Origin of the sequence: Burkholderia glumae LMG 2196 = ATCC 33617 (assembly GCF_000960995.1) — a bacterium.
GTDB classification, from domain to species: Bacteria; Pseudomonadota; Gammaproteobacteria; order Burkholderiales; family Burkholderiaceae; genus Burkholderia; species Burkholderia glumae.
Map to the genome: position 1 here is coordinate 1,411,241 of NZ_CP009434.1, position 22,817 is coordinate 1,434,057.

22 protein-coding genes are annotated in these 22,817 nt (G+C 72.2%); 10 read left to right on the plus strand and 12 right to left on the minus strand.

The window, feature by feature from the left end; translation table 11 throughout:
* The first annotated feature begins 77 nt into the window (after positions 1–77).
* Together bla and KS03_RS07345 are read left to right on the plus strand one after the other, a co-directional pair.
* The gene (gene bla, locus KS03_RS07340) at positions 78–968 is read left to right on the plus strand and encodes a class A beta-lactamase (RefSeq protein WP_015877453.1); all 891 of its coding nucleotides are present in this window, start codon (positions 78–80) and stop codon (positions 966–968) included.
* Positions 969–1,171: 203 nt separating this feature from the next.
* Positions 1,172–2,044 (plus strand): LysR substrate-binding domain-containing protein, encoded by an 873-nt coding sequence (locus KS03_RS07345; RefSeq protein WP_015877452.1) that lies wholly within the window; start codon positions 1,172–1,174, stop codon positions 2,042–2,044.
* A gap of 20 nt (positions 2,045–2,064) precedes the next feature.
* On the opposite strand, the gene KS03_RS07350 is transcribed toward KS03_RS07345, so the two are convergent.
* The 6 genes from KS03_RS07350 to KS03_RS07375 all read right to left on the minus strand — a co-directional run bounded on the left by KS03_RS07350 (position 2,065) and on the right by KS03_RS07375 (position 7,985).
* Complete coding sequence (locus tag KS03_RS07350) at positions 2,065–2,319, minus strand: GlsB/YeaQ/YmgE family stress response membrane protein (RefSeq protein WP_015877451.1); 255 nt, start codon at positions 2,317–2,319, stop codon at positions 2,065–2,067.
* Positions 2,320–2,464: 145 nt separating this feature from the next.
* Positions 2,465–3,250, minus strand: coding sequence for an ABC transporter ATP-binding protein (locus KS03_RS07355; protein ID WP_039202232.1), 786 nt, complete (start codon positions 3,248–3,250; stop codon positions 2,465–2,467).
* A 38-nt stretch (positions 3,251–3,288) separates the two neighbouring features.
* The gene (locus tag KS03_RS07360) at positions 3,289–4,176 is read right to left on the minus strand and encodes an ABC transporter ATP-binding protein (protein WP_015877449.1); all 888 of its coding nucleotides are present in this window, start codon (positions 4,174–4,176) and stop codon (positions 3,289–3,291) included.
* A gap of 1 nt (position 4,177) precedes the next feature.
* Positions 4,178–5,107, minus strand: a complete 930-nt coding sequence (locus KS03_RS07365) for an ABC transporter permease (protein WP_015877448.1) — start codon at positions 5,105–5,107, stop codon at positions 4,178–4,180.
* Positions 5,108–5,171: 64 nt separating this feature from the next.
* Positions 5,172–6,284, minus strand: coding sequence for an ABC transporter permease (locus KS03_RS07370; protein WP_015877447.1), 1,113 nt, complete (start codon positions 6,282–6,284; stop codon positions 5,172–5,174).
* A gap of 81 nt (positions 6,285–6,365) precedes the next feature.
* The gene (locus KS03_RS07375; RefSeq protein ID WP_035982889.1) at positions 6,366–7,985 is read right to left on the minus strand and encodes an ABC transporter substrate-binding protein; all 1,620 of its coding nucleotides are present in this window, start codon (positions 7,983–7,985) and stop codon (positions 6,366–6,368) included.
* Between the two features lie 192 nt (positions 7,986–8,177).
* Between KS03_RS07375 and KS03_RS07380 the strand changes: the two genes are divergently transcribed.
* Positions 8,178–8,717 carry a hypothetical protein gene (locus KS03_RS07380; protein ID WP_015877445.1) on the plus strand — a complete coding sequence of 180 codons (540 nt, stop codon included), beginning with the start codon at positions 8,178–8,180 and terminating at the stop codon, positions 8,715–8,717.
* A gap of 70 nt (positions 8,718–8,787) precedes the next feature.
* Here the strand turns inward: KS03_RS07380 and KS03_RS07385 are convergent, their stop codons facing one another.
* From KS03_RS07385 to KS03_RS07405, 5 genes are all read right to left on the minus strand, one after another.
* Positions 8,788–10,377, minus strand: coding sequence for an ABC transporter substrate-binding protein (locus KS03_RS07385; RefSeq protein WP_015877444.1), 1,590 nt, complete (start codon positions 10,375–10,377; stop codon positions 8,788–8,790).
* A gap of 124 nt (positions 10,378–10,501) precedes the next feature.
* Positions 10,502–10,801 carry a hypothetical protein gene (locus KS03_RS32690; protein ID WP_232252144.1) on the minus strand — a complete coding sequence of 100 codons (300 nt, stop codon included), beginning with the start codon at positions 10,799–10,801 and terminating at the stop codon, positions 10,502–10,504.
* Positions 10,802–11,431: 630 nt separating this feature from the next.
* Complete coding sequence (locus tag KS03_RS07395) at positions 11,432–11,803, minus strand: hypothetical protein (RefSeq protein ID WP_017924615.1); 372 nt, start codon at positions 11,801–11,803, stop codon at positions 11,432–11,434.
* A gap of 179 nt (positions 11,804–11,982) precedes the next feature.
* The gene (locus KS03_RS07400; protein WP_015877443.1) at positions 11,983–12,891 is read right to left on the minus strand and encodes a bestrophin family protein; all 909 of its coding nucleotides are present in this window, start codon (positions 12,889–12,891) and stop codon (positions 11,983–11,985) included.
* Between the two features lie 228 nt (positions 12,892–13,119).
* Positions 13,120–15,450 (minus strand): FdhF/YdeP family oxidoreductase, encoded by a 2,331-nt coding sequence (locus KS03_RS07405; RefSeq protein WP_015877442.1) that lies wholly within the window; start codon positions 15,448–15,450, stop codon positions 13,120–13,122.
* A 166-nt stretch (positions 15,451–15,616) separates the two neighbouring features.
* Between KS03_RS07405 and KS03_RS07410 the strand changes: the two genes are divergently transcribed.
* Both KS03_RS07410 and KS03_RS07415 read left to right on the plus strand, forming a co-directional pair.
* On the plus strand, positions 15,617–17,119 hold the full coding sequence (locus KS03_RS07410) for an aminotransferase-like domain-containing protein (RefSeq protein WP_015877441.1): 1,503 nt from the start codon (positions 15,617–15,619) through the stop codon (positions 17,117–17,119).
* Positions 17,116–17,454, plus strand: coding sequence for a hypothetical protein (locus KS03_RS07415; protein WP_015877440.1), 339 nt, complete (start codon positions 17,116–17,118; stop codon positions 17,452–17,454). The genes KS03_RS07410 and KS03_RS07415 overlap by 4 nt, the downstream gene beginning before the upstream one ends.
* A gap of 192 nt (positions 17,455–17,646) precedes the next feature.
* Here the strand turns inward: KS03_RS07415 and KS03_RS07420 are convergent, their stop codons facing one another.
* Positions 17,647–18,576, minus strand: coding sequence for a LysR family transcriptional regulator (locus KS03_RS07420; protein ID WP_015877439.1), 930 nt, complete (start codon positions 18,574–18,576; stop codon positions 17,647–17,649).
* A 181-nt stretch (positions 18,577–18,757) separates the two neighbouring features.
* Between KS03_RS07420 and KS03_RS31090 the strand changes: the two genes are divergently transcribed.
* From KS03_RS31090 to KS03_RS07440, 5 genes are read left to right on the plus strand one after another with little or no spacing between them, the layout of a single operon-like run.
* The gene (locus tag KS03_RS31090; protein ID WP_127913897.1) at positions 18,758–18,952 is read left to right on the plus strand and encodes a hypothetical protein; all 195 of its coding nucleotides are present in this window, start codon (positions 18,758–18,760) and stop codon (positions 18,950–18,952) included.
* Between the two features lie 25 nt (positions 18,953–18,977).
* Positions 18,978–20,102 carry a hypothetical protein gene (locus KS03_RS07425; RefSeq protein WP_015877438.1) on the plus strand — a complete coding sequence of 375 codons (1,125 nt, stop codon included), beginning with the start codon at positions 18,978–18,980 and terminating at the stop codon, positions 20,100–20,102.
* Positions 20,099–21,469, plus strand: coding sequence for an MFS transporter (locus KS03_RS07430; RefSeq protein ID WP_015877437.1), 1,371 nt, complete (start codon positions 20,099–20,101; stop codon positions 21,467–21,469). Before KS03_RS07425 ends, KS03_RS07430 begins: the two co-directional genes overlap by 4 nt.
* Before the next feature lie 5 nt (positions 21,470–21,474).
* Entirely contained in the window at positions 21,475–22,488 is a 1,014-nt protein-coding gene (locus KS03_RS07435) for an alpha/beta fold hydrolase (protein WP_015877436.1), read from the plus strand.
* Between the two features lie 54 nt (positions 22,489–22,542).
* Positions 22,543–22,767, plus strand: coding sequence for an oxidoreductase-like domain-containing protein (locus KS03_RS07440; protein ID WP_015877435.1), 225 nt, complete (start codon positions 22,543–22,545; stop codon positions 22,765–22,767).
* Positions 22,768–22,817: the final 50 nt, after the last annotated feature.

The window sequence follows — 22,817 nt, forward strand, 5'->3', positions numbered from 1 at the left end:
CTCGCGGCTTGACACGGGCCGCCCGGCGCCGCGATGCTGTCTGCCGATGCCGCGACCTTCCTTCCTGCCGACCCGCCATGACCCATTCCCCGCTGCGCCGCTCCCTGTTGCTTGCCGCCGCGTCGGCCCCCGTGCTGGCTGCCTGCGCGTCGCCGCGCGGCGGCCCGCCCGCCGTCGAGGCGGCGCGGCGGCAGCTCGCGGCGCTCGACGCGTCGTTTTCCGGCGGACGGATCGGCGTGGCCGCGCTCGATAGCGGCAGCGGCGCACGCCTGCTGCATCGCGCCGACGAGCGCTTCGCGTTCTGCAGCACCTTCAAGACGGTCCTCGTTGCCGCCGTGCTGACGCGTGCGGCCGGCGATCCGCGCCTGCTGTCGAGCGTGATCCGCTACCGCCGGCAGGACCTGGTGCGCTATTCGCCGGTCAGCGAAAGGCATGTGGAGACCGGCATGAGCGTGGCGGGGCTCTGTGCGGCCGCGCTGCAATACAGCGACAATTCAGCCGCGAACCTGCTGATCCGGATGCTGGGCGGGCCGGCCGCGGTGACCGCCTACGCGCGCTCGATCGGCGACCGCTGGTTCCGGCTCGACCGCCTCGAAACCGACCTGAACGACGCGGTGCCCGGCGACGAGCGCGACACCACCACGCCCGCCGCGATGCTCGAAACCCTGCGGCGCGTCACGCTCGGCGACGCGCTCGACGCAGCGGGCCGGGCTCGGCTGGTCGGCTGGATGCTCGGCAATACCACCGGCGACGCACGAATTCGCGCGGGCGTGCCGGCCGGCTGGCGGGTGGCCGACAAGACCGGCAGCGGCGACTACGGCAGCGCGAACGACGTCGCCGTGATCTATCCGCCGCGGCGCGCGCCGATCGTGCTGGCGGTGTACACCACGCGCGATCGCAAGGACGCCGGATACGACAACGCCGCGATCGCCTCGGCCGCGCGGATCGTGACGGCAGCGTTCGGCTGAGGCCGCGGGGCCGCCGGCGCCGGCGGGGCTGCCCCGGCAAGGCGCGCGCGCGCACGGCGCGCGCCCGGAGCCGGCCGCGGCTCGCCTGATGTTTTCGAATCGCTTATCGTGATGCCTGACGCGCCGGCATTCGCATCCGCCATCGCCGGCGCGGCCGCTTGCCGTTCGTCAACCCGCTCGCCCGCGCGTCGCGCGCCTTCGCCATGCAACGTCCGCCGCCTCTCAATGCCCTGCACGTGTTCGTCACGGCCGCGCGCCACCTGAGCTTCACGCGCGCGGCCGCCGCGCTGTGCCTGACGCAGGGCGCGGTCAGCCGGCAAATCCAGTCGCTCGAGGCGCACTACGGCTTTTTGCTGTTCGTGCGGCGCGCGAAGGGGCTCGCGCTGACGCCGGAGGGCGAGCAACTGCTGCCCGTGGTGGCCGACAGCCTCGCGCGCATCGACGAGGTGTCGCGGCGCCTCACGCGCGAGCGCAGCGATCTCGCGCTGAAGGTGCCCACCTGCGTGATGCGCTGGATCCTGCCGAAAGTCATGCAGTTCCAGGCCGAGCACCCCGACCTGCACGTGCAGTTGACCACCGCCTGGCGGCACGACGTCGATTTCGCGACCGAGCCGTTCGACGCGGCGATCGTCTACGGCGACGCGGGCGGCCCGGGCATCCACGCGGTGCCCTTGTTCGACGAGCGGCTCACGCCCGTGTGCGCGCCAGAGCTGCTGGCGGCCCGGCCGCTCGCCGCGGGCGCCGATCTGGCGCGCCACACGCTGCTGCACCCCACGCGCGACCATCGCGACTGGCGGCAGTGGCTCGCCCACGCCGGCATCGACGGCATCGATGCGGCGCGCGGGCCGAGCTTCGACACGCTCGACCTGGCGACCAACGCGGCCATGCAGGGCTTCGGCGTGGCCATCGGCGACCTCACGCTGGTGGCCGAGGACGTGGCAGCACGGCGCCTGGCACGGCCGTTCGACGCGGTGCTGGCCACCGGCGCGCGCTATGCGTTGGTCTGCCCGGCGCGCAACGCCGCGCAGCCCAAGCTCGGCCTGTTCGGCGCCTGGCTCGCCGCGCATCGCGATTGAGCGGCCCGGCCGGCCCGGGCTCAGGTGCTGCGCTTGCGCACCGCGCCGACGACCACCAGCAGCACGATCGCGCCGATGATCGAGGCGATCCAGCCCGCCCCCTCGCCCGGCCGGTACCAGCCCGCCATGCGGCCCACGTAGCCGGCCACCACCGAGCCGGCGATGCCCAGCACGATCGTCATCACGATGCCCATGCCGTCGTCGCCGGGCTTGAGCGCGCGCGCGAGCAGGCCGACCACGAGGCCGACCACCAGGGTTTCCAGCAGGTGAATCATGAGGGCTCCTTGCGGGTTGATCGAAACGGATGAAGCGCATTCGCATGGACCGGCCGCCGCGCGCAGAGTTCGGCAGCAGCGTTCGTGCCCGCCGCGGCCGCGCGGCCGGACCTGCGGCCGGCGGCCGGCCCGTGCCTGGCCGCGCTCAGCCCGCGGCCGGGCCGCCGCCGTCGCCGGCCGGCCCGCGGCGGCGGTAGCCGTCGGTGGCGGCCAGCAGCGTGCGCGTATAGTCGCTTGCCACGCGCGCGGCGCGCAGGTCCTCAATGGCGAGCTGCTCGACGATCGCACCGTGCCGCATCACGGCGAGCCGCTCGCAGAGGAAGCCGACCACGGCCAGATTATGGCTGACCAGCAGCATCGTCAGCCCGCGCTCGCGGTGCAGGCGCCGCAGCAGGTTCAGGATGCCGGCCTGCACCGAGACGTCGAGTGCCGAGCTCGGCTCGTCGAGCAGCAGCACGCGCGGCTCCACGATCAGCGCGCGCGCGATCGCCACGCGCTGCCGCTGGCCGCCCGAGAGCTGGTGCGGGTAGCGGAACCGGAACGCGGCGTCGAGCCCGACCTCGGCCAGCGCGCGCGGGATGCGCGTGTCGGCGCCGGCGATGCCGTGGATCGCGAGCGGCTCGCGCAGCGTCTCGTCCACGGTGAAGCGCGGGTGCAGCGACGCGTAGGGGTCCTGGAACACCATCTGCACGTCGCGGCGGAACCCGCGCCCGAGCTTGCCCTGCACGGGCCGGCCGTCGATCGCGAGGGTGCCGGCCGCGGCCGGCACCAGGCCGGTGAGCGCGCGCAGCAGCGTCGATTTGCCGGAACCCGATTCGCCGACGAGCCCGAACGCGGCGCCGCGCGCCACCGCGAAGCTGGCCTCGCGCACCGCATCCACGTGGCCCGCGCGCGTCGCGAAGCGCACCGACACGGCACGCACGTCGATCATCGGCCGGGCGGCCTCGCGGGCCGCATCGGGGCGGGCCGTCATGGCGCCTCCTCCAGCCAGGCCGGATCGAAAGCGGCCACCGGCAGTTCCTCGGGCGGCGCCGTCAGCGACGGGCTCGCGCCGAGCAGCGCGCGCGTATAGGGGTGCCGCGCGTGCGCCAGCTCGCGCGCGGCGCAGGTTTCCACCACGCGGCCCGCCACCATCACGGCCACGCGGTCGCAGAACGACATCACGAGCGGCAGGTCGTGGCTGATCAGGATCAGCCCGGTGCCGTGACGCGCGATCATCGCGTCGAGCACGGCCAGCACCTGCAGCGACACCGCCACGTCGAGCGCCGAGGTGGGTTCGTCGGCGATCAGCAGGCGCGGCCCGGTGGACACCATCATCGCGATCATCACGCGCTGGCCCATGCCGCCCGACAGCTCGTGCGGATAGGCGTCGGCCACGCGCGCGGGCGCGTCGATGCCGACCGCCGCGAGCGCCGCGACGATCCGCTCGCGCAGCGCGCGGCCGCGCAGGCCCGGCTCGCGCAGCCGGAACGCCTCGGCCATCTGGCGCGCCACCGTCATCACCGGGTTCAGCGAATACTTCGGGTCCTGCAGGATCATCGCGATCTCGGCGCCGCACAGGCGCCGCCGCTCGCCGGCGCGCATCGTCAGCAGGTCGCGGCCGGCGAAGCGCAAGCCGCGCGCGCTCCATTGCGCGGCCGGCGGCAGCAGCCCCAGCAGCGCGCGGCCGGTCAGCGACTTGCCCGAGCCCGATTCGCCGACGATGCCGAGCCGCTCGCCCGGCGCGAGCGTGAGCGAGAGGTCGCGCACGGCGTCGGTGAGCGTGCCGTCGTGGCCGCGAAAGCCGATCCGCAGGCCGTCGATCTCGACCAGCGGGGCCGGCTCGCCCGGCGGGGTGTTGGGTGGCGGCACGTTCATCTCAGGCTCCGTGGCGCGGGTCGAGCACGTCGCGCAGCCCGTCGCCGAGCAGGTTGAAGGCGAGGCTCACGAGCAGGATCGCGATGCCGGGCAGCGTCGCCACCCACCAGGCGTCGAGCAGCACGCCGCGGCCCGAGGCCACCATGAAGCCCCACTCGGGGCTCGGCGGCTGGGCGCCGAGGCCCAGGAAGCCGAGCCCGGCCACGGTCAGGATGATGCCGGCCATGTCGAGCGTGGCGCGCACGATCACCGACGACAGGCAGAGCGGCACGATGTAGCGGCGCAGGATGCGCCAGCCCGAGGCGCCCTGCAGCCGCGCGGCGTGGATGAAATCGGCCTGCGCGATGCGGATCGTCTCGGCCCGCGCCAGGCGCGCGTAGGCCGGCCACGCGGTGATCGAGATCGCCACCACGGCATTCACCACCCCTGGGCCGAGCGCGGCCGCGAAGGCCAGTGCCAGCACGATCTTCGGGAACGCCAGCGCGATGTCGGTCAGCCGCATCAGCACGCTGTCGACGAAGCCGCCCGCGAAGCCGGCGGTGGTGCCGATCAGCACGCCGAGCGGCACCACGATCGCCACCACCAGGATCGCGATGCCGAGCGTGATGCGCGCGCCGCCGATCAGGCGCGAGCCGATGTCGCGGCCGAGCTGGTCGGTGCCGAGCCAGTGCGAGGGCGTGCCGGGCGGCAGCAGGCGCTCGGCGAGCACCTGCGCGAGCGGGTCGTGCGGCATCAGCAGCGGCGCGGCCAGCGCCACCAGGATCAGCACGGCGAGGATCGCGAGGCCGAGCAGGTTCAGCGGATTGCGCGCGAAGCGGCGCCAGCGGCGGTAGGCCAGGCCGAGCGAGGCCTGCAGGCGCGAGGCGGGCGTGTCGGTCAGCAGCCACGCGCGCCGCGTGGTGGCGCCGGGGGAAGCGGGAGGCTGGGTCATCGGCGGTTCGGGCAGGGCATGGGCGGCATGAGCGGCATGAGCGGCGGTACGGCGCGCGGGCCGTTCATCGCGCGCGCGGATCGAACACGCGATAGAGCGCGTCGGTCAGCAGGTTGAGCGTGATGAACATCGCGCCGATCACCAGCGTGGCGCCGAGCACCGCGTTCATGTCGGCGTTGAGCAGCCCGCCCGTCAGGTACGAGCCGATGCCGGGCCACGCGAACACGATCTCGGTCAGCACCGAGCCCTCGAGCAGGTTGCTGTAGGTGAGCGCGATCACCGTCGAGAGCGGCACGGCGATGTTGCCGAACGCGTGGCGCCAGATCACGCGGCGCTCCGGCACGCCCTTGGCGCGCGCGGTCACGATGTATTCCTGGCTCAGCTGGTCGAGCATGAACGAGCGCGTCATGCGGCTCAGGTAGGCCACCGAGTAGTAGCCGAGGATCGCGGCCGGCAGCGCGATGTGCGAGAGCGCGTTGCGGAACACCTCCCATTCGCCCGCCAGCGCCGCGTCGATCAGCAGGCTGCCGGTGCGCGCCTCCACCATGCCGTCGTAGGCCGCGTCGATGCGGCCCGGGCCGCCCACCCAGTGCAGCTTCGCGTAGAACAGCAGCAGCCCCATCAGGCCGAGCCAGAATACCGGCACCGAGCTGCCGATCAGGCCGACGAAGCGGGCGAGGTGGTCGACCGGCCGGTTGTGGCGCACCGCGGCGGCCACGCCGAGCGGCACGCCCACGCCGATGCCGATCAGGGTGGCGAGCGTGGCCAGCTCGAGCGTGGCGGGGAACACGCGCAGGATGTCGTCGCGCACCGGATTGGCGGTCAGCAGCGAGATGCCGAGGTCGCCGTGCAGCACGGCGCGCAGGTAGATCAGGAATTGCTCGGCGAGCGGCCGGTCGAGGCCCAGCGCCGTGCGTTCGGCTGCGTAGGCGGCGGCCGAGGCGCGGTCGCCGAGCACCGCCAGCACCGGGTCGATCGGCACCTTGCGGCCGATCACGAAGGTCAGCGCGAGCAGCCCGGCGAACGTGACGGCGAGCGTCAGCAGCCAGCGCGCGAGGCGCAGCAGCCGGCGCACGAGCGGCCGGCGCGCCGGCAGCGTGCGCAGCGCCGCGAGCCTCGAAACGGGCGCGGGCCGGGAATCTGGCCGTGCGTCGGGCGATGAAGCGGGGGACGGCATCGGGGCGTCGGTCTCCTGGTCGGGACGGGGTCGAACGGGCGCGGCGGCGCTCGGGCCGGTGGCGGCCGGCTCGCCGCAGGCTCACTTCCGCAGCTTGCGGTACGACACGAGATCGTTGATCGGGCCGATTGCGAGGCCGCTCACGCCGGGCGCGGTCGCCACCTGCGCGACCTTCTCGAACAGGATCACGAACGGCGAATTCGCCAGCAGCGCCTTCTGCATCGCCTGGTAGCGCTTCGCGCGCTCGGCCGTGGACGGCTCCACCAGGGCCGCGTCGGTCTGCTGCGTGAGCGCCGGGATGTTCCAGGCATTGCGCCACGCGAGCATCCGGTAGCTGGAGCCGTCCGAGTTGTCCGGGTTCCAGGCGAAGCCCTGCGCGTTGCTGTGCGGATCGATGTAGTCCGCCGACCATTCGCCGATGTAGATGTCGTGCTGCCGCGCGCGGTACTTCGCGAGCGTCTGCTTGTTGTCGCCGGGGATCAGCGTGAGCTTCACGCCGGCCAGCGCGAAATTCGCCTGGATCGCCTGCGCGATGTCGGTGTACGGATAATCGTTGCGCACGTCCATCGTCACGGCGAAGCCGTTCGGCACGCCGGCCTTCGCGAGCAGCGCCTTCGCCCGGGCCACGTCGAGATGGTACGGGTTCGCGTTCAGCGTGCCAAGGAATCCTTCGGGCAGGAAGGTCTGATGGACGGCGTAGGTGGTCTTCACCACGTGCTGCTGGATGCCCGCGTAATCGACCAGCCACTTCAGCGCTTCCTGCACCTCGGGCCTGGCGAGCGTCGGGTTCTTCGTATTCAGGCCGAGATAGAGCAGCGTGGCCTGCGGCGAGGCCGTGACCTTCGCCTTGCCGCTCTTGGCCACGGCGGCCAGGTCGTCGGGGCTCAGGTCGCGTGCGGCGTCGATGTCGCCGTTCTCCAGCATCAGCCGCTGGGTGGCGGCCTCGGGGACGTGGCGCAGCACGATCCGCCGCATCGCGAGCGGCAGCCGGTAGCCGTCGTCGCGCTGCAGCACGAGGCTCTCGCCGGCGGTCCACTTGACGAGCCGGTAGCCGCCCGAGCCCGCCTCGTGGGTCTTGAGCCAGCCGTTGCCGTAGTCGTCGCCCTGCTGGTGCGCAAGCAGCAGCTTGCGGTCGACGATCGAGGCGGGCCAGGCGCCGAGCACGTTCAGCACGAAGGTGCTGGCATAGCGGCGGTCGGTGCGGATCGTGACCTCGTGCTCGCCGGCCTTCATCACGTTCTGCGCGACGTTGGCCCTGGTCAGGCCGATGCCGGCCAGCACCGCGGCCGGCCCCTTGTCGAGCAGCACCGCGCGCCGGATCGACCAGACCACGTCGTCGGCCGTGAGCGGGTTGCCGGAGTGGAAGGTCAGGCCGTCGCGCAGGCGGAACGTGAAGCTCGTGCCGTCGGCGCTGACGCGCCACGACTGCGCCACGTCGCCGTCGAATTGCGACGGATCGGCGAGGTTTACGCGCACCAGCCGGTCGTAGACGTTGGCCACGTATTCCTCGGGCACCAGCTCGTAGACCTCGGCCGGGTCGAGCGTCGCGAACTCGTCGAGCAGCGTGGCCATCACGAAGACGTCCTTCGGCGTCGCCGCCAGCGCGCGGCCGGCGGGCAGCGCGGCCAGCGCGGCCAGCGTGAGGCAGGCGGTGGCCGCGAGGCGCGCGAGGGCGGCGAGCGGGGGGCTCCAGGGCTTCATGCGCACTCCATCGGTTGCGAGTCGGCGGGGCGGGCGAGCGTCCTTGCCCGGCGACGCCCGTCACGGGCGTGCCGTATTAAAGCAGACAATCTGCCGGCTATCTAAGCCCGTCAAAATTCGGCATGCTTACGCGGCCCGGCATCGCGAGGCACAGCCGGGCGCACCGACATCAACGAGCGAGGAGCGGATACGATGGACAGAAAGCAAGCAAAGGCGAAGGTGCACGAGATGCTGGCGGCCGGAACGAGCAAGAGCGAGGTGTTTCGCGCGCTGTCGGGGCAGGGCGTCAAGGATCGCACGCTGGCGTTCCTGATCGCCTCGCATCTCGATGCGCGCCGCTACGCGGACAACCGGGTCCACGTCAGGATCGTGATCGCGATCGCCTGCCTGCAACTGATCCTGGGCCTGCTGATCGGCGCCTACCTGGGCCTGACTCAGTCGGCGGTGGCGGGGCTCATCGTCGGCGGCGTGGTGGCAGTGGTGGCCGGCCTGTTCCTGTGGGGTTTCGCGACCCACAACGCGGGCGTCTACAACGCGTTCCTGATCCTCACGATCGTGCAGTGGACGCGCCAGCTGCGCGATTTCGCCGGCGACCCGGGCGGCACGGCCGTGGCGCTCGGCATCTCGATCGCGATCTTCGCCTACGTCTGGTTCGTGCGCGGCCGGCTGTTTCCCGATTTCGCCTTCATCAGCCCGCGCAAGGCGGGCGGCCAGTACGTGTTCACCGAGTGAGCGCCGGGCGCGCGTCGCGCGGCCGGCGAGCGCGAGGCCGGCCCGCGGTGGCGCGCCCGCGCCGCCGATCTCACTTCTTCAGGCTGCGATACGAGGTCAGGTCGTTGATCGGGCCGATTTCCGGCCCCGTCACGCCGGGCCGCGTGGCGACCTGCGCGACCTTCTCGAACATGATCACGAACGGCGAGTGGTCGAGCACCGCCTGCTGCAGCGCCTGGTACAGCTTCGCGCGCCTGGCCGGCGACGGCTCGACGAGCGCCGCGTCGGTCTGCTTCGTCAGATCGGGAATGTTCCAGGCGTTGCGCCAGGCCAGCATCCTGGTGGGCGAGGCGTCGGAGTTGTCGGGGTTCCAGGCGAAGCCGCGCGCATTGCTGTTCGGGTCCATGTAGTCGGGCGACCACTCGCCGATGAAGATGTCGTGCTGCCGCGCGCGATACTTGCCGATCGCCTGCTTCGCGTCGCCGGGCAGCAGCTTCACGCGGATGCCGGCCTGCGCGAAGTTCGCCTGCAGCGCCTGCGCGATCTCCCCATACGGGTAATCGTTCGGCATGTCCATCGTCACCTCGAAGCCGTTCGCGAGGCCGGCCTTGGCGAGCAGCGCGCGGGCCTTCGCGACGTCGCGGTGATAGGGATTGCGGTCGAGCGCGCCGAGGAAGCGGTCGGGCAGGAAGGTCTGATGCACCTTGTAGGTGGCCGAGACGATGTTGCGCTGGATGCCGTCGTAGTCCACCAGCCACTTCAGCGCCTGCTGCACCTCGGGCCGGGCGAGATTCGGGTTCTTGGTGTTGAGGCTCAGGTACATCAGCGCCGCCACCGGCGTGGTGCTGACCTGGATCTTGCCGGCCTTGGCCAGCGCGGCGAGGCTGTCGGGGCTCAGGTTGCGCGCCGCGTCGGCGTCGCCGTTCTCCAGCAGCAGCCGCTGCGCGGACGCCTCGGGCACGTGGCGCAGCACCACGCGCTTCATCGGATAGGGCGTGGGGTAGCCGTCGAAGCGCTGCAGCACGAGGCTTTCGTTCGGCGTCCACTTGACGAGCTGGTACGGGCCGCTGCCGGCGTCGTGGGTCTTCAGCCAGGCATTGCCGAAGTCGCCGTCGCGCGCGTGGCCGTCGAGCAGCTTGCGATCGGCGATCGAGGCGGGGCCGGTGCTCAGCACGTTCAGCACGAAGCTCGGCGCGGTCTTGCGGTCGGTCTGCAGCGTCACGGTGTCGGCATTCACGGCGCGCACCTTCTGCCGGACGTTGTCCCTGGTGAGGCCGAGATCGGCCAGCACGCCGGCCGGCCCCTTGCCGAGCAGCACCGTGCGCTGCAGCGACCAGGCCACGTCGTCGGCGGTGACCGGGTTGCCGGAGTGGAACGTGAGGCCGGGCTTGAGCTTGAACGTGTAGGTGAGGCCGTCGGCGGCAACGCTCCACGACTGCGCGATCCGGCCTTCGAACCGGGTCGGGTCGTGCAGGTCGACGCGCACCAGCCGCTCGTAGGTGTTCCCGACGTACTCGGACGGCACCTGCTCGTAGATCTCGGCCGGGTCGAGCGTCGAGAATTCGCCGATCTGCGTGGCGATCACGAAGATGCCGGCCGGCGTCGCGGCGGCGGCGGGAGCGGCGGGCGCCAGCGCCGCGAGCGCGGCGCTGATGGCGAGCGTGGACAGCAGGCGCTTCATGCGAACTCCGTCGAATCGGTGAAGTCGCGATTCTCTCATCCCGGCGCGCGCGGCGCGGAAAAACGACGGGCGCGGTCGCGCTGAGCGGGCCCGCCGGCGGCCCCGGGGCGTGCTACCGGTAGCGCTACCAGTAGAGCACGAACGCGCCGTCCTCGCGCCGCACGCCGTGGCCCTGCAGCGTGATGCGCGCGATCGCGCCGCGGCAGGCCAGCACGGCCTGGTGCGTGACGAGCCCGTCATGCACCACCAGCGCGCCGTCGCGATAGGCCAGGAACTCGGGGCGTCCGGCGTCGCCGCTCCACTGGTTGAGCCCGCTGCCGGGCGGCGTGGACAGCGACAGCGTGAAGCTCACGAGGTCGCCCGGCCCGGGGTCGAGCCCGGGATAGACGTCGCGGAACTGCAGGTCGCGGTGGACCTGCGCCACCGGTGCGCCGAACGCCGGATGCGGCAGGTAGGAACGCCGGATGCGGCAGGTAGATGTGAAAGCCGGGCAGCGCGGCATCCTCGGCCAGCACGGCCGGGGCGCCGAGGCAGCCGGCGAGCGCGGCGGCGACGGTGTCGAGCAGCGGCCGGAACGTGCCGGCCAGCAGCGCGTTGCTGGCATGGCGCGCGCCGGCGTCGCGATAGAGCCCGGTGCCGCCCGCGCTGCAGTCGAGATAGGCGGCCAGCCCCAGCGTGTAGAACGGCACGAGCGGGTGGCGCTGCCGCCAGTGCGCGCGCATCCGCATCACCTGGCCGATCCAGCCGGCACGGGCGGCGGCGTCGAGCACGTGGTCCAGATGGATCGGCGCGTGCAGCGGGCGGACGGGCGCGGGGCAGGGCATGCCGTTCATGGCCGGGGCTCCTTCGGATTCGGTCCGGCGCGCGGGCGCGAGCCGGCCGTGAGCGACGATTATCGGCGCGGTGCCGCGGCGGGGCCGCCGACGCGATCCGGCGTAGTGCGAATGCGAAGCGGGCCAGATCGAAGCCGAAGGCACGAGGCGGCCCGCCCGGCGCGCCGCGGCGCGAACCGCCATGCCCGCGTCCGGCGCGCGCGAGGCCCGCTCGGGGCGGCTCAGGCCGGATCGTCCCGCGGCCCCGCCGCGGACTGCCGGCGGCGCTCGTCGAGCAGTTCCTTCAGCACCGCGATCGCGCCTTCGATGCGCGTCATCGTGTTGACGATCTCCTGCCGGCTCGTTGCGAGCCTGCGCAGCTGTTCCTCGTCGCGCGGCAGATCTTGCTCGAAGACGCGGATCCGCTCGGCCACCGCCGTCAGGTCGGCCTCGCCCTCCTTGAGCCCCCTCAGCACCTCGAGCGCGCCCTGGATGCGCAGCAGCCTGCGCTTCAGTTCGTCCTGCTTCTGCTGGTTCTCGTGCAGCGCGCGTTCGCCCTGGCTCAGGTTGTCTTCGAACTGCCGGAGGCGTTCGAGGATCATGGCTTCGTTCATGTCGATTCGGACCGTGGAAAGTGAAAACCCGGCCGCGACGGCGCGCGATTGCCTGCGCCGTGGCGGCCGGGTGCAGCGAGGCCGCCAGACGATAGCCGGTATCGAGGCGGCGGGCAATGCGTTGTTGACCCGGGGCGCCGCTGGCACGGGGCCGGCAGGCGATGCGTGGCGGGCTGGTGTCAGGAGGCGTGATAGCGCGCGTCGGCCGCGATTTCCCCGGGCAGCGGCTCGCCCGCCAGCTCGCAGAGCGAGCGCTCGATCTGGCGCGTGAGCGTGTCGAGCGCGAGGTGGTGCGGGCCGTTGCCGAACGGCTCGGCGATGTAGCCGGCGATGGCGTCGAGTGCGATCAGCGTATAGGACACGAACACCGACACGAACGGCGTGGCGAAGCCGATCGAATCGACGAGGCCGAACGGCAGCATCACGCAGTAGCAGTAGATGGTCCGGTGCAGCAGCACGTGGTACGGGAACGGGATCGGCGTGGCGGCGATCCGCTCGCAGCCGGCCAGCTTGGCACCGAGTTCGTTCAGCTGCGCGTCGAGCATCCAGAGCTGCGTGTCGCCGAGCGCGCCGTCGCGGTGGCGCGCGGCGAGGCGCTCGCGCAGCAGGTGCAGGATCGCCACCGGCGTGAAACGCGCGGCGGCGCAGCGTGCCAGGGACGCCGCGTCGAGCTGGCGGGCGAGATCCTGGCCCGGATCGCTGCCGCGCAACTGGTGCTTCATCGCATAGACGAAGCCGATGGCCAGGCGCGCGCAGTCGCGGCCGGCCGGCGTGCCGTCGTAGGCGCGCGCCTGCGAGACCAGCGCGCGCGCGGCGGTCAGCACGCCGCCCCAGAGCTTGCGCGCCTCCCAGTAGCGGTCGTAGCTGGCGTTGTTGCGAAACGCCGCGAAGATCGCGAGCGCGAGGCCGGCCAGCGTAAACGGCGTGGGATTCAGCGGCACCTTGGTGCCGAGGATGCGCCCGTCGGTCAGCAGGGCCAGCAGGCTGATCGCCGTCATCACCGCGAGCTGCGGCAGGATCGATTGCAGCACCGAGCCGTTCCAGACGAACAGCATCCGGAACCAGTGTTCGCGCGGACGGACGATCATGACGGCAGCTCCAAGACGACGGGGGGAGTAGGGCAGCGCCCTGGCGGCGCCCGAAACCGGCGGCCACGGCAGGCGCGCCGGCACCGGGGCGAGGCCGCGCCGCGCCGGGCGGCGCGGTGCGAAGGATCGGGCCGTTTGCATCGGCCCGTTTGCATCGGGCCGTTCGCGGCCATGCTGGCGGCGCGGCCGCGATGCCCGGCGGCGCTTCCGGGCGCCGCCGCCTCGGGTTCAGGCCGCCGCGCGCGCGGCACCGGCCGCCGAGCGGTGCAGCAGCACCGGGATCGACTTCGAGGTGGGCGTGTTGGCGATGTCGGCCGTGCTGTCGAGCGGCACCAGCGGATTCGTTTCCGGGTAATAGGCGCCGAGGCAGCCGCGCGGGATGTCGTACTCGACCAGCAGGAAGCCCTCGGCGCGGCGCTCGATGCCGTCGTGCCAGACCGTCTCCAGGTCCACCCGTTCGCCGGCCCGCAGGCCGAGCATCGCCAGGTCGTCGCGGTTCGCGAACACCACGCGGCGCTGGCCGAACACGCCGCGGTAGCGGTCGTCGAGCGCGTAGATGGTGGTGTTGTACTGGTCGTGCGAGCGCGTCGTCATCAGCGTCAGCAGCTTCTCGCCGTGGCGCGCGCGGGCGCGGTGGATCGGCGAGTCGGTCGGCAGCGCGTGGGCGATGAAGTTGGCCTTGCCGTTCGGCGTGAGCCATTCGCGCTCGCGCGAGGCGACCCGCAGGTGGAAGCCACCCGGCTGCGCGATCCGCGCGTTGTAGTTCTCGAAGCCGGGCAGGGTGGCCTCGATCGCGTCGCGCACGCGCGCATAGTCGTTCAGGTAGCCGCGCCAGTCCACCGTATCGTCGGGGCCGAACAGCGCCATCGCCATGCGCGCGACGATCGCGGTCTCCGACAGCAGGTTCGGCGAGGCCGGCTGGTTCATCCCGTACGAGACGTGGACCATGCTCATCGAATCCTCCACCGTCACGCCCTGCGCGACGCCGTTCTGCAGGTCGATCTCGGTGCGCCCGAGGGTGGGCAGGATCAGCGCGTCGCTGCCGTGGATCAGGTGGCTGCGGTTCAGCTTGGTGGTGATGTGCACCGTCAGCGCGCAGCGGCGCAGGCCCTCCCAGGTGCGCGGCGTGTCGGGCGTGGCCATCGCGAAGTTGCCGCCCAGGCCGATGAACACGTTGACGCGGCCGTCCAGCAGCGCCTCGATGGTTTCCACCACGTCGTAGCCGTGGCGGCGCGGCGGCGCGAAGCCGTAGACCTGGCCGAGCCGGTCGAGGAACGCCGCGCCCGGCTTTTCCTCGATGCCCACCGTGCGGTTGCCCTGCACGTTCGAGTGGCCGCGCACGGGGCAGAGGCCGGCGCCCCGGCGGCCGATGTTGCCGCGCATCAGCATCAGGTTCGACAGCATGTGGATGGTCTGCACCGAATGCTTGTGCTGCGTGATGCCCATGCCCCAGGTGGCGATCACGCGCTCGCTCGAGGCGTAGAGCCGCGCGAGCGAATCGATCTGCTGGTAGGACACGCCGCTCTCGGCGCTCAGCGCGGCCCAGCTTTCGGCACGCAGATCGGCGGCGAACGCGTCGAAGCCGGCGCCGTGCGCGTCGATGAAGGCCACGTCGAGCACGCGCGGCTCGCCGGCCAGCACGGCCGCGTCGTCGAGCTCGAGCACGCGCTTGGCAATGCCCTTGATCAGCGCGAAGTCGCCGCCGATGGTGGGCTGCACGAAGCTGGTGGCGATCCTGGTGCTGCCCATGGTCAGCATCTCGAGCGGGCTCTGCGGGTCGGAAAAGCGCTCGAGGCCGCGCTCCCTGAGCGGGTTGATCGAGACGATCTTCGCGCCGCGCTTGGCGCACTCGCGCAGCTCGCCGAGCATGCGCGGGTGGTTGGTGGCCGGATTCTGGCCGAAGATCAGCAGCAGGTCGGCGTGCTCGAAATCGTCGAGCGTCACCGTGCCCTTGCCGACCCCGACGCTGGCCGGCAGCCCGCGGCTGGTGGCCTCGTGGCACATGTTCGAGCAGTCGGGGAAGTTGTTGGTGCCGAAGCGGCGCACCATCAGCTGGTAGAGGAACGCGGCCTCGTTGCTGGCGCGGCCCGAGGTGTAGAAGGCGGCGCGGTTCGGATCGTCGAGCGCCTTCAGGTGGCGCGCGATCAGCGTGAACGCGTCGTCCCAGGCGATCGGCACGTAGCGGTCGCTGGCCGCGTCGTAGACCATCGGGTCGGTCAGCCGGCCGTGCTGCTCCAGCTCGTAGTCGGACTGGTCGAGCAGCGCGGTGACGGTGTGCGCGGCGAAGAACGCCGGCGTCGCGCGCTTCGAGGTGGCCTCGGCGGCCACCGCCTTCACGCCGTTCTCGCAGAACTCGAAGGTGGAGGCGTGCTGGCGGTCCGGCCAGGCGCAGCCCGGGCAGTCGAAGCCGTCCGGCTGGTTCTGCTTGAACAGCGTGCGGTAGTTGCCGCCCGCCACGCGTTCCTTGATCAGGTTGATGGCCACCTGCTTGACCGCGCCCCAACCGGCGGCGGCGTGATGATAGGGTTCGATGCGCGGAATCGGAGCTTTCTTCTTCATGGCTCAAGCCGTTACATGGGCCGCCTCTGGCGGCGATGGTCAGAGCGTACTTGCGGCGTCATGTCTCATGGGTACACACCTGATCCATCGCAAAAAGAGTACAGTTTCGTTTTCAGAACGCTTGATGGCTGTCAACTGTGCTCCCTATCTTGCTGAAAGGCGCTGTATGACGCGCTATGAGAAGCTGGCCGACGAGATCGACGGGATGATCCGGCGCGGCGTGTACCGGCCCGGCGATCGCGTGCCCTCGGTGCGGCAGGCGGCGCGCCAGCACGACCTCAGCATCACCACCGTGGTGCGCGCCTACCTCGTGCTGGAGAGCCGCGGCGCGATCGAGAGCCGGCCGCAGTCGGGCTACTTCGTGCGCGCGCGCGGGGCCGCCGGCGAGCCGATGCTCGACGCGAGCACGCCGATCGCGGTGTCGTCCACGGTGGACGTGAGCCGGCTGGTGCTGTCCACGCTGCGCAGCATCGCGCGCGACGACGCGGTGCCGCTGGGCTCGCCGTATCCCGATTCGGCGCTGTTCCCCTCGCAGCGGATCGCGCGCCACATGCACGCGATCGCGCGCGGGCGCACGCGCTGGGGCGTGGTGGACGACCTGCCGCCCGGCAACCCCGAGCTGATCCGGCAGATCGCGCGGCGCTACGGCGAGCGCGGCGTCGCCGTCGATCCGAACGAGATCGTCGTGACGATCGGCGCGACCGAGGCGATCAACCTGTGCCTGCAGGCAGTGGCGCGGCCCGGCGACACGATCGCGGTCGAATCGCCGACCTTCTACGCGATGCTGCACGCCATCGAGCGGCTCGGCATGCGTGCGATCGAGGTGGCCACGCATCCGGTGGACGGCATCGACCTCGATGCGCTGGCGCGGATCCTCGAACGCGAGCCGATCGCCGCCTGCATGGTGATGCCGAACTTCCAGAACCCGCTCGGCTTTTGCATGAGCGACGCGCGCAAGGCCGCGCTCGTCGCGCTGCTCGAACGCCACGACGTGCCGGCCATCGAGAACGACGTCTACCACGAACTGCACCACGGCGAGGTGCGCCCGAGCGCGCTGAAGTCGTTCGACCGGCGCGGGCTGGTGCTGCACTGCGCGTCGTTCTCGAAAAGCCTGTCGCCGGCCTTCCGGATCGGCTGGGCGATGCCGGGCCGCTACCGCGATCAGGTCGAGAAGCTCAAGTTCCTGAACACGCTCGGCACGCCCGCGCTCGACCAGCTCGCGATCGCGGAATACCTCGGCCACGACGGCTACGACCATCACCTGCGGCGCATCCGCAAGACCTTCGCGCAGCAGGCCAGCCTGATGGCCGCGATGGTGCGGCGCTTCTTTCCCGAGGGCACGCGCCTGTCGCAGCCCGCGGGCGGCTACGTGCTGTGGGTGGAACTGCCGCCCGCCTGCGATGCGATCGCGCTGTACCGGCTCGCGCTGGCCGAGCGGATCACCATCGGGCCGGGGCACATGTTCTCGACCACCGGCAACTACCAGCACTGCATCCGGCTCAACTACAGTTATCCGTGGTCGCCGCAGATCGAGGACGCGCTGCGCCGGCTCGGACGGCTGGTGGCCCGCGTCGCGCACGGCGGCGGGCATGACGGGCATGGCAAGGACGAGGGCAAGGGCGGCACCAAGCCGCGCAAGCGAGTGACGAACCGGCAGGAGACGCGATGACGAACCGACCGCATGACGCGAGGCCCGATGCGCCGCGCGACCACGACGCCGACGACGCCGACGACGCCGACGACGAGGGCGGGCTCGATCCGACCGTCGCCGCGGTGCTGCAACAGTTGCGCGAGGCGCTGGCCGAGACGCCGGGGCGCGCCTGGTCGCTCGCGAAGCTCGGCAAGCGCTCGCAGGTGCCGATGAGCACGCTGCGGCGCACGCTCACGCAGCTCGACGCGGCCGGCCTCACGGCCACCGAACTCGGCGAGGACGGCAGCGGGCACGCGGTGCTGACGCAGGAGGGCGTGGCGCTCTGCGAGGTGCTGTTCGGCGCCAACGACTGAGGGCGCCAGCGCGGCACCGCGCGGGCGCGATGCCGGCGCCGGAGGCTGCCTCGCAGGTCGCCTCGCGCATCGCCCGCGCGGCCTCCGGCGCGCCCGGGCAGGGTGTGCCGCGAGCGCGCCGCGGCTGACCGGTGCCTGCCGCCGCAAGCCCCGAGGCCGGCCGTCGGCCCAAAGGCTCGGCCCGCGCTCGCCTCAGGCGGGTGCCGGCCTGTCCGGCGCGTCGCGCTGGGCAAGCACGAACGCCACGAAACGGGCCGCCGCCGGATCGCGCAGCTCGGCCGGATAAGCGAGATGCAGCGGCGCCGAGAGGCCGGCGTCGGCCGTGAGCGGGCAGAACACCGTGCTGCGGTTGTCGTAGCGCCGCATTGAGGCCGGCACGAGCGTGACGCCGAGGCCGGCCGCCACCATGTGGATGCCGGTCAGCATGCGCGGCACCTCATGCGCGACCTGCGGTACGAAGCCGTGGCGCCGGCACGCGGCGAGCAGGTCGGCATACATGCCGGGGGCGCCGGGCCGGCGCACCAGGATGAATGCCTCGGGTTCGAGCGCCTTCAGCGGGATCGCCGGCGGCGCATCGCCGATTGCCGCCAGCAGCCGGTGCCCGACCGGCAGCACCGCCACCATCGGCTCGTCGAGCATCTGCTCGAACGCCACGCCCGACGGCGCATCCACCGGCTTTCTCAAGAACGCCACCTGCAGCTGGCCGTGCGACAGGCCCTCGATCAGCTCGGCCGCGTTGCGCTCCGACAGCGCGATCTCGATGCCGGGGTTGGCCGCCCTAAACGCGCGGATCGCGTCGGTCGTCAGCGGATGGAAGCCGGCCGAGCTGGTGAGCCCGACCGCGATCGCGCCGAGTTCGCCGCGCGCGATCCGCCGCGCGTGGGCGACGCCCTGCTGCAGCGTGTCGAGCACGAGCCCGGCGTTTTGCGCGAAGGCACGGCCGGCCGGCGTCAGCGCCACGCCGCGCGGCAGGCGCACGAACAGGTCGAAGCCGATTTCCTCCTCCAGCAGCCGGATCTGCTGCGACAGCGGCGGCTGCTGCATCGCCAGCCGCTCGGCGGCGCGCGTGAACTGGCCTTCCTCGGCGACGGCGAGGAAGTACCGCAGATGTCGCAATTCCATGCTGGCAGGCTCCGGCAGGGGGCGAAATTTTTTGCCATATTTTTTACATATGGCACTAGCAGAGAATGAATATTTTACATCTGGCTCGCCGTTCCCTAGGATGGCATCTGACCCACGGGTGGCAAGCGTTCCCAGGCAGGCGCACGCGGCGCCGCGGGGCCACCCTGTCAGGAGATGCGCAGTGAAGAAGCTCCATGCCGCGGCCGCCGTGCCGCCTGCCCGCTGCGCGTGCGCTCACGCGCAGCAGCATGTCGTGGCCGAAGCGCCGCCACTGGGAACGGCCAGCGCAGGGGGCGGCAACGCGCTGAACGGCGCGGCGGTGGCCGGCACGTTCCAGCCTTGCCGAGCGCTTCGTCCGTTTGCCTTGCCCGTTTGACGCCGGCCCACCAGGAGCAGTCCGCATGCCTTTCGACACGTCCTTGCCGCGCAGGCTGCGCGGCGTCGGCCCCGCCTGCGCGCTGGGGCTCGCGCTGGCGGGCGGCCCTGCGGCCGCCGCCCAGGCCGCCGGCCCCGCCAGCGCACCGCACGCCTACCAGCCGCATCTGCGGCCGGTGGCGCGGATCGCCGCCACGCGCATGCGGATCGACACGCCGGCCGGCAGCGCGCAGTTTCCGCTCTACCTGTCGCGCGACTGGAGCCAGCCGTTGCCCGGCGTGACGCGCGCGGTGATCGTGATTCACGGCAAGTTGCGCAATGCGGACCGCTATTTCAGGCTTGCGGAGGCTGCCCGCGCCGCGGCGCGCGAGCAGGGCGCCGCGGCGGCCGACCAGGCCGGCACGCTGCTGGTCGCGCCGCAGTTTCTCGCCACGCTCGATCTGGCCGGCCGTGACGCGCCGGCCGCGCTGCTGCGCTGGGATGCCAACGGCTGGATGGCGGGCGACGACGCGGTCAGCCCCGTGCCCCTCAGCTCCTATGCGGTGCTCGATGCGATCGTGGCGCGGCTGGCCGATCGCCGGCGCTTTCCGAACCTGAAGACGGTGGTGCTCGCCGGCCATTCGGGCGGCGGCCAGGTGGTGCAGCGCTACGCGGTGGCCGCGCGCGAGACGGGGGCGCTGTCCCGCGAGGGCATCGCGCTGCGCTACGTGGTGTCGAGCCCGTCGTCGTATGCGTATTTCGACGCCGAGCGCCCCGGCGCGCACGGCAAGCCGGCCGCGTTCGACGCCGCCGCCTGCCCCGGCTTCGACGACTGGAAATACGGCATGGCCAAACGCCCGCCGTATCTGGCCGACCGCTCGGCCGCGCAGCTCGAGGCCGCCTACGCGGCGCGCCGCGTGACCTATCTGGTCGGCGGCAATGACGACGACCCGCGGCAGCGGGCGCTCGACCGCAGCTGCCCGGCCGAGGCCCAGGGCCCGCAGCGGCTCGCGCGCGCCGAGGCCTATTTCGGCTACCTGCGCGCCCGCCACCCCGAGGGGCTGAATCAGCGCCTGCAGGTGGTGCCCGGCGTCGGCCACGACGGCGCGAAGATGCTGGGATCGGCCTGCGCGCTCGCGGCGATCTACGATACCGCGGCGTGCGGATCATGAGCCGCGCCACGCCCGCCCCGGCACACCAGGCAGCGCGGCCGGACGCGGCCGCGGCGCGTCTGTCGCCGGCGATGGTGCGCCGCGCGATCTTCGCCTCGGTGCTCGGCAACGGCCTGGAATGGTTCGATTTCCTGATCTACGGCTATTTCTCGAAGATCATCGCGCAGGTGTTCTTCCCGGCCGGCAACGCGCTCGTCTCGCTGCTGCTGACGCTCGCGACCTTCGCGATCGGCTTCGTGGTGCGGCCTATCGGCGGCATCCTGCTCGGCGTCTACGCCGACCGCGCGGGACGCAGCCGCGCGCTGTCGCTGCTGATCATCTCGATGGCGGCCAGCACGCTGCTGATGGGCCTCACGCCCGGCTACGCGCAGATCGGCTACGCGGCGCCCGCGCTGGTGATCCTCGCGCGCGTGCTGCAGGGGCTCTCGGTGGGCGGCCAGTTCGCGACCGCATCGGCGATGCTGGTCGAGTACGCGCCGCCCGGCCGCAGGATGTTCTACGGCAGCTTCAACATGACGGCGCAGTCGTTCGCGCTGCTGCTCTCGTCGGGCGCCGGCTACCTGCTCACCACGCGGCTCTCGCACGACTCGCTGGCGGCATGGGGCTGGCGCGTGCCGTTCCTGTGCGGCGCGCTGGCCGGCCCGCTCGGCTTCTACATCCGCCACCGGGTGGCCGAGTCGCCCGAGTTCCAGCAATTGCGCCGCGCGCAGCCGGACCCGCGCGCGACGGTGCCGCTTGCCGCGTTCTTCCGCGACAACGGCCGCGCCGCGCTCTGCGCGATGGGCGTGATCGCGGTGGGGGCGGCCACCAACTACGTCTGGCACTCGTACCTCGCCGTCTACGTCGAGCGCCAGCTGCACCTGCCGCTGCAGGTCGCGCTGCGCGGCGCGTTCCTCTCGGGCCTGCTGAACCTGTTCCTGTTCCCGCTGGCGGGGCGCCTGGCGGACCGCTTCGGCGCGTACCGGCTGTTCTACGCGGTCACCATCGCCTGGATGATCTGCGCGTATCCGCTCTACCTGTTCGTGGTCGCGGAGCCGTCGGCCTCGCGCCTGCTCGTCGCGCAACTCGTCGCGACGGTGTTTCTCGCGGCGATGTCGGGCGCGCACCCCGGCATGCTCGCGACGCTGTTCCCGGTGCGGAGCCGCTCGGCCGGCGTCGCGCTCTCGTACAACCTCTCGGTCACGCTGTTCGGCGGCCTGGCGCCGTTTACCGTCACCTGGCTGATCTCGCTGACGGGCAGCAGCCTGACACCCGCCTTCTATCTGATCTTTGCCGGTTTCGTCTCGCTGGCGCTGGTCGGGTCGTGCCGTCGCGGGCACCCCGGGCTCGGCGTCGAGGCACCCGTCACGCCGAGGACGCCCGCTTGAGCACCATGCCCCCCGACCTCGAGGGCAGCCACGACGAACGCGCGCCGAACGAACGGCCCGTCGACGTGATCGCCCCGCAGCATCTGAGCGTCGCCACGCCGGCCGGCGCCGGCACCGTGCCGCTGTACACCAGCGGCGAGTGGAACGCACCGCAACCGGGCGTGCGCAGTGCCGTGATCCTGCTGCACGGCCGGCTGCGCAACGCCGACGCGTATTTTCGGCTCGCCCGGCGCGCACGCGCCGCGGCCGGCCGCCATGCCGAGCACGCGGTGCTGCTGGTGCCGCAGTTCCTCGCGCGGGCCGACGCCGAGGCGCATCGTCTGCCGGCCTCGACGCTGGTCTGGGACTGGACCGGCTGGATGGGCGGCGGCGAGGCGCTCGCGCCCGCGCCGGTCAGCTCGTTCGAGGTGATCGACGCGCTGCTGGCCGCGCTGGCCGACGCGCGCGGGTTTCCCGCGCTGCGCGAGGTGGTGGTGGCCGGCCACTCGGGCGGCGGCCAGGTCGCGCAGCGCTACGCCGTGCTGGCACGCGGCGAGGCGGCGCTGACCGAACGCGGCGTGGCGCTGCGCTACGTGATCGCGAATCCATCCTCCTACGTGTATTTCGACGCGCTGCGCCCCGATGCCGGCGCTGGCTTCTCGGCCTACGACGCGGCGCGCTGCGCCGGCTTCAACGCCTGGAAGTACGGGCTCGAGGCGCTGCCGCCCTATGCCAGCGGGCAGGCCGCCGCGGCCGAGCCGGGTGCCTTCGAGCGCGCCTACCTGAAGCGCGACGTGACGATGCTGCTCGGCGAGCGCGACTGCGACCCGCAGCATCCGGCGCTCGACCGCTCGTGCGCGGCGATGGCGCAGGGCGCGCACCGGCTCGAGCGCGGGCTCGCCTACGCGCGCTACATCGCGGCGCGCGCGCCGGCCGGCTGCACGCATGCGACGCACCGGATTCCCGGCGCGGGCCATGACGCCGACGCGGTGTTCGGCTCGCCGGCCGGCATCGCGGCATTGTTCGGCGAGCCGGCGTAACGGTGCGCGCGCCGTATACTGGCGGCCCTCAAGCGACGTCCCTCGAACCCAGCCGTGCCCCATACACCCGACACGCCATCCGCCGCCGGCCCCGTCCCGGCTTCGTCGTCCGGCCGCGACGACCCGCGCCCGCTGCCGCCCGTGCCGCCCGAACTCGAGGACTGCTGCCAATCCGGCTGCGCGCCCTGTGTGTTCGATCTCTACGACGATGCGCTGCAACGCTACCGGGCCGAACTCGCCGCGTGGCGCGAACGCTATCCGGATGCCGGGCCTTCCTAGGCCGGTGGCCCATGCCGCAGTGTTCCTGCGCGAGGCGCCGCGGCGACTGC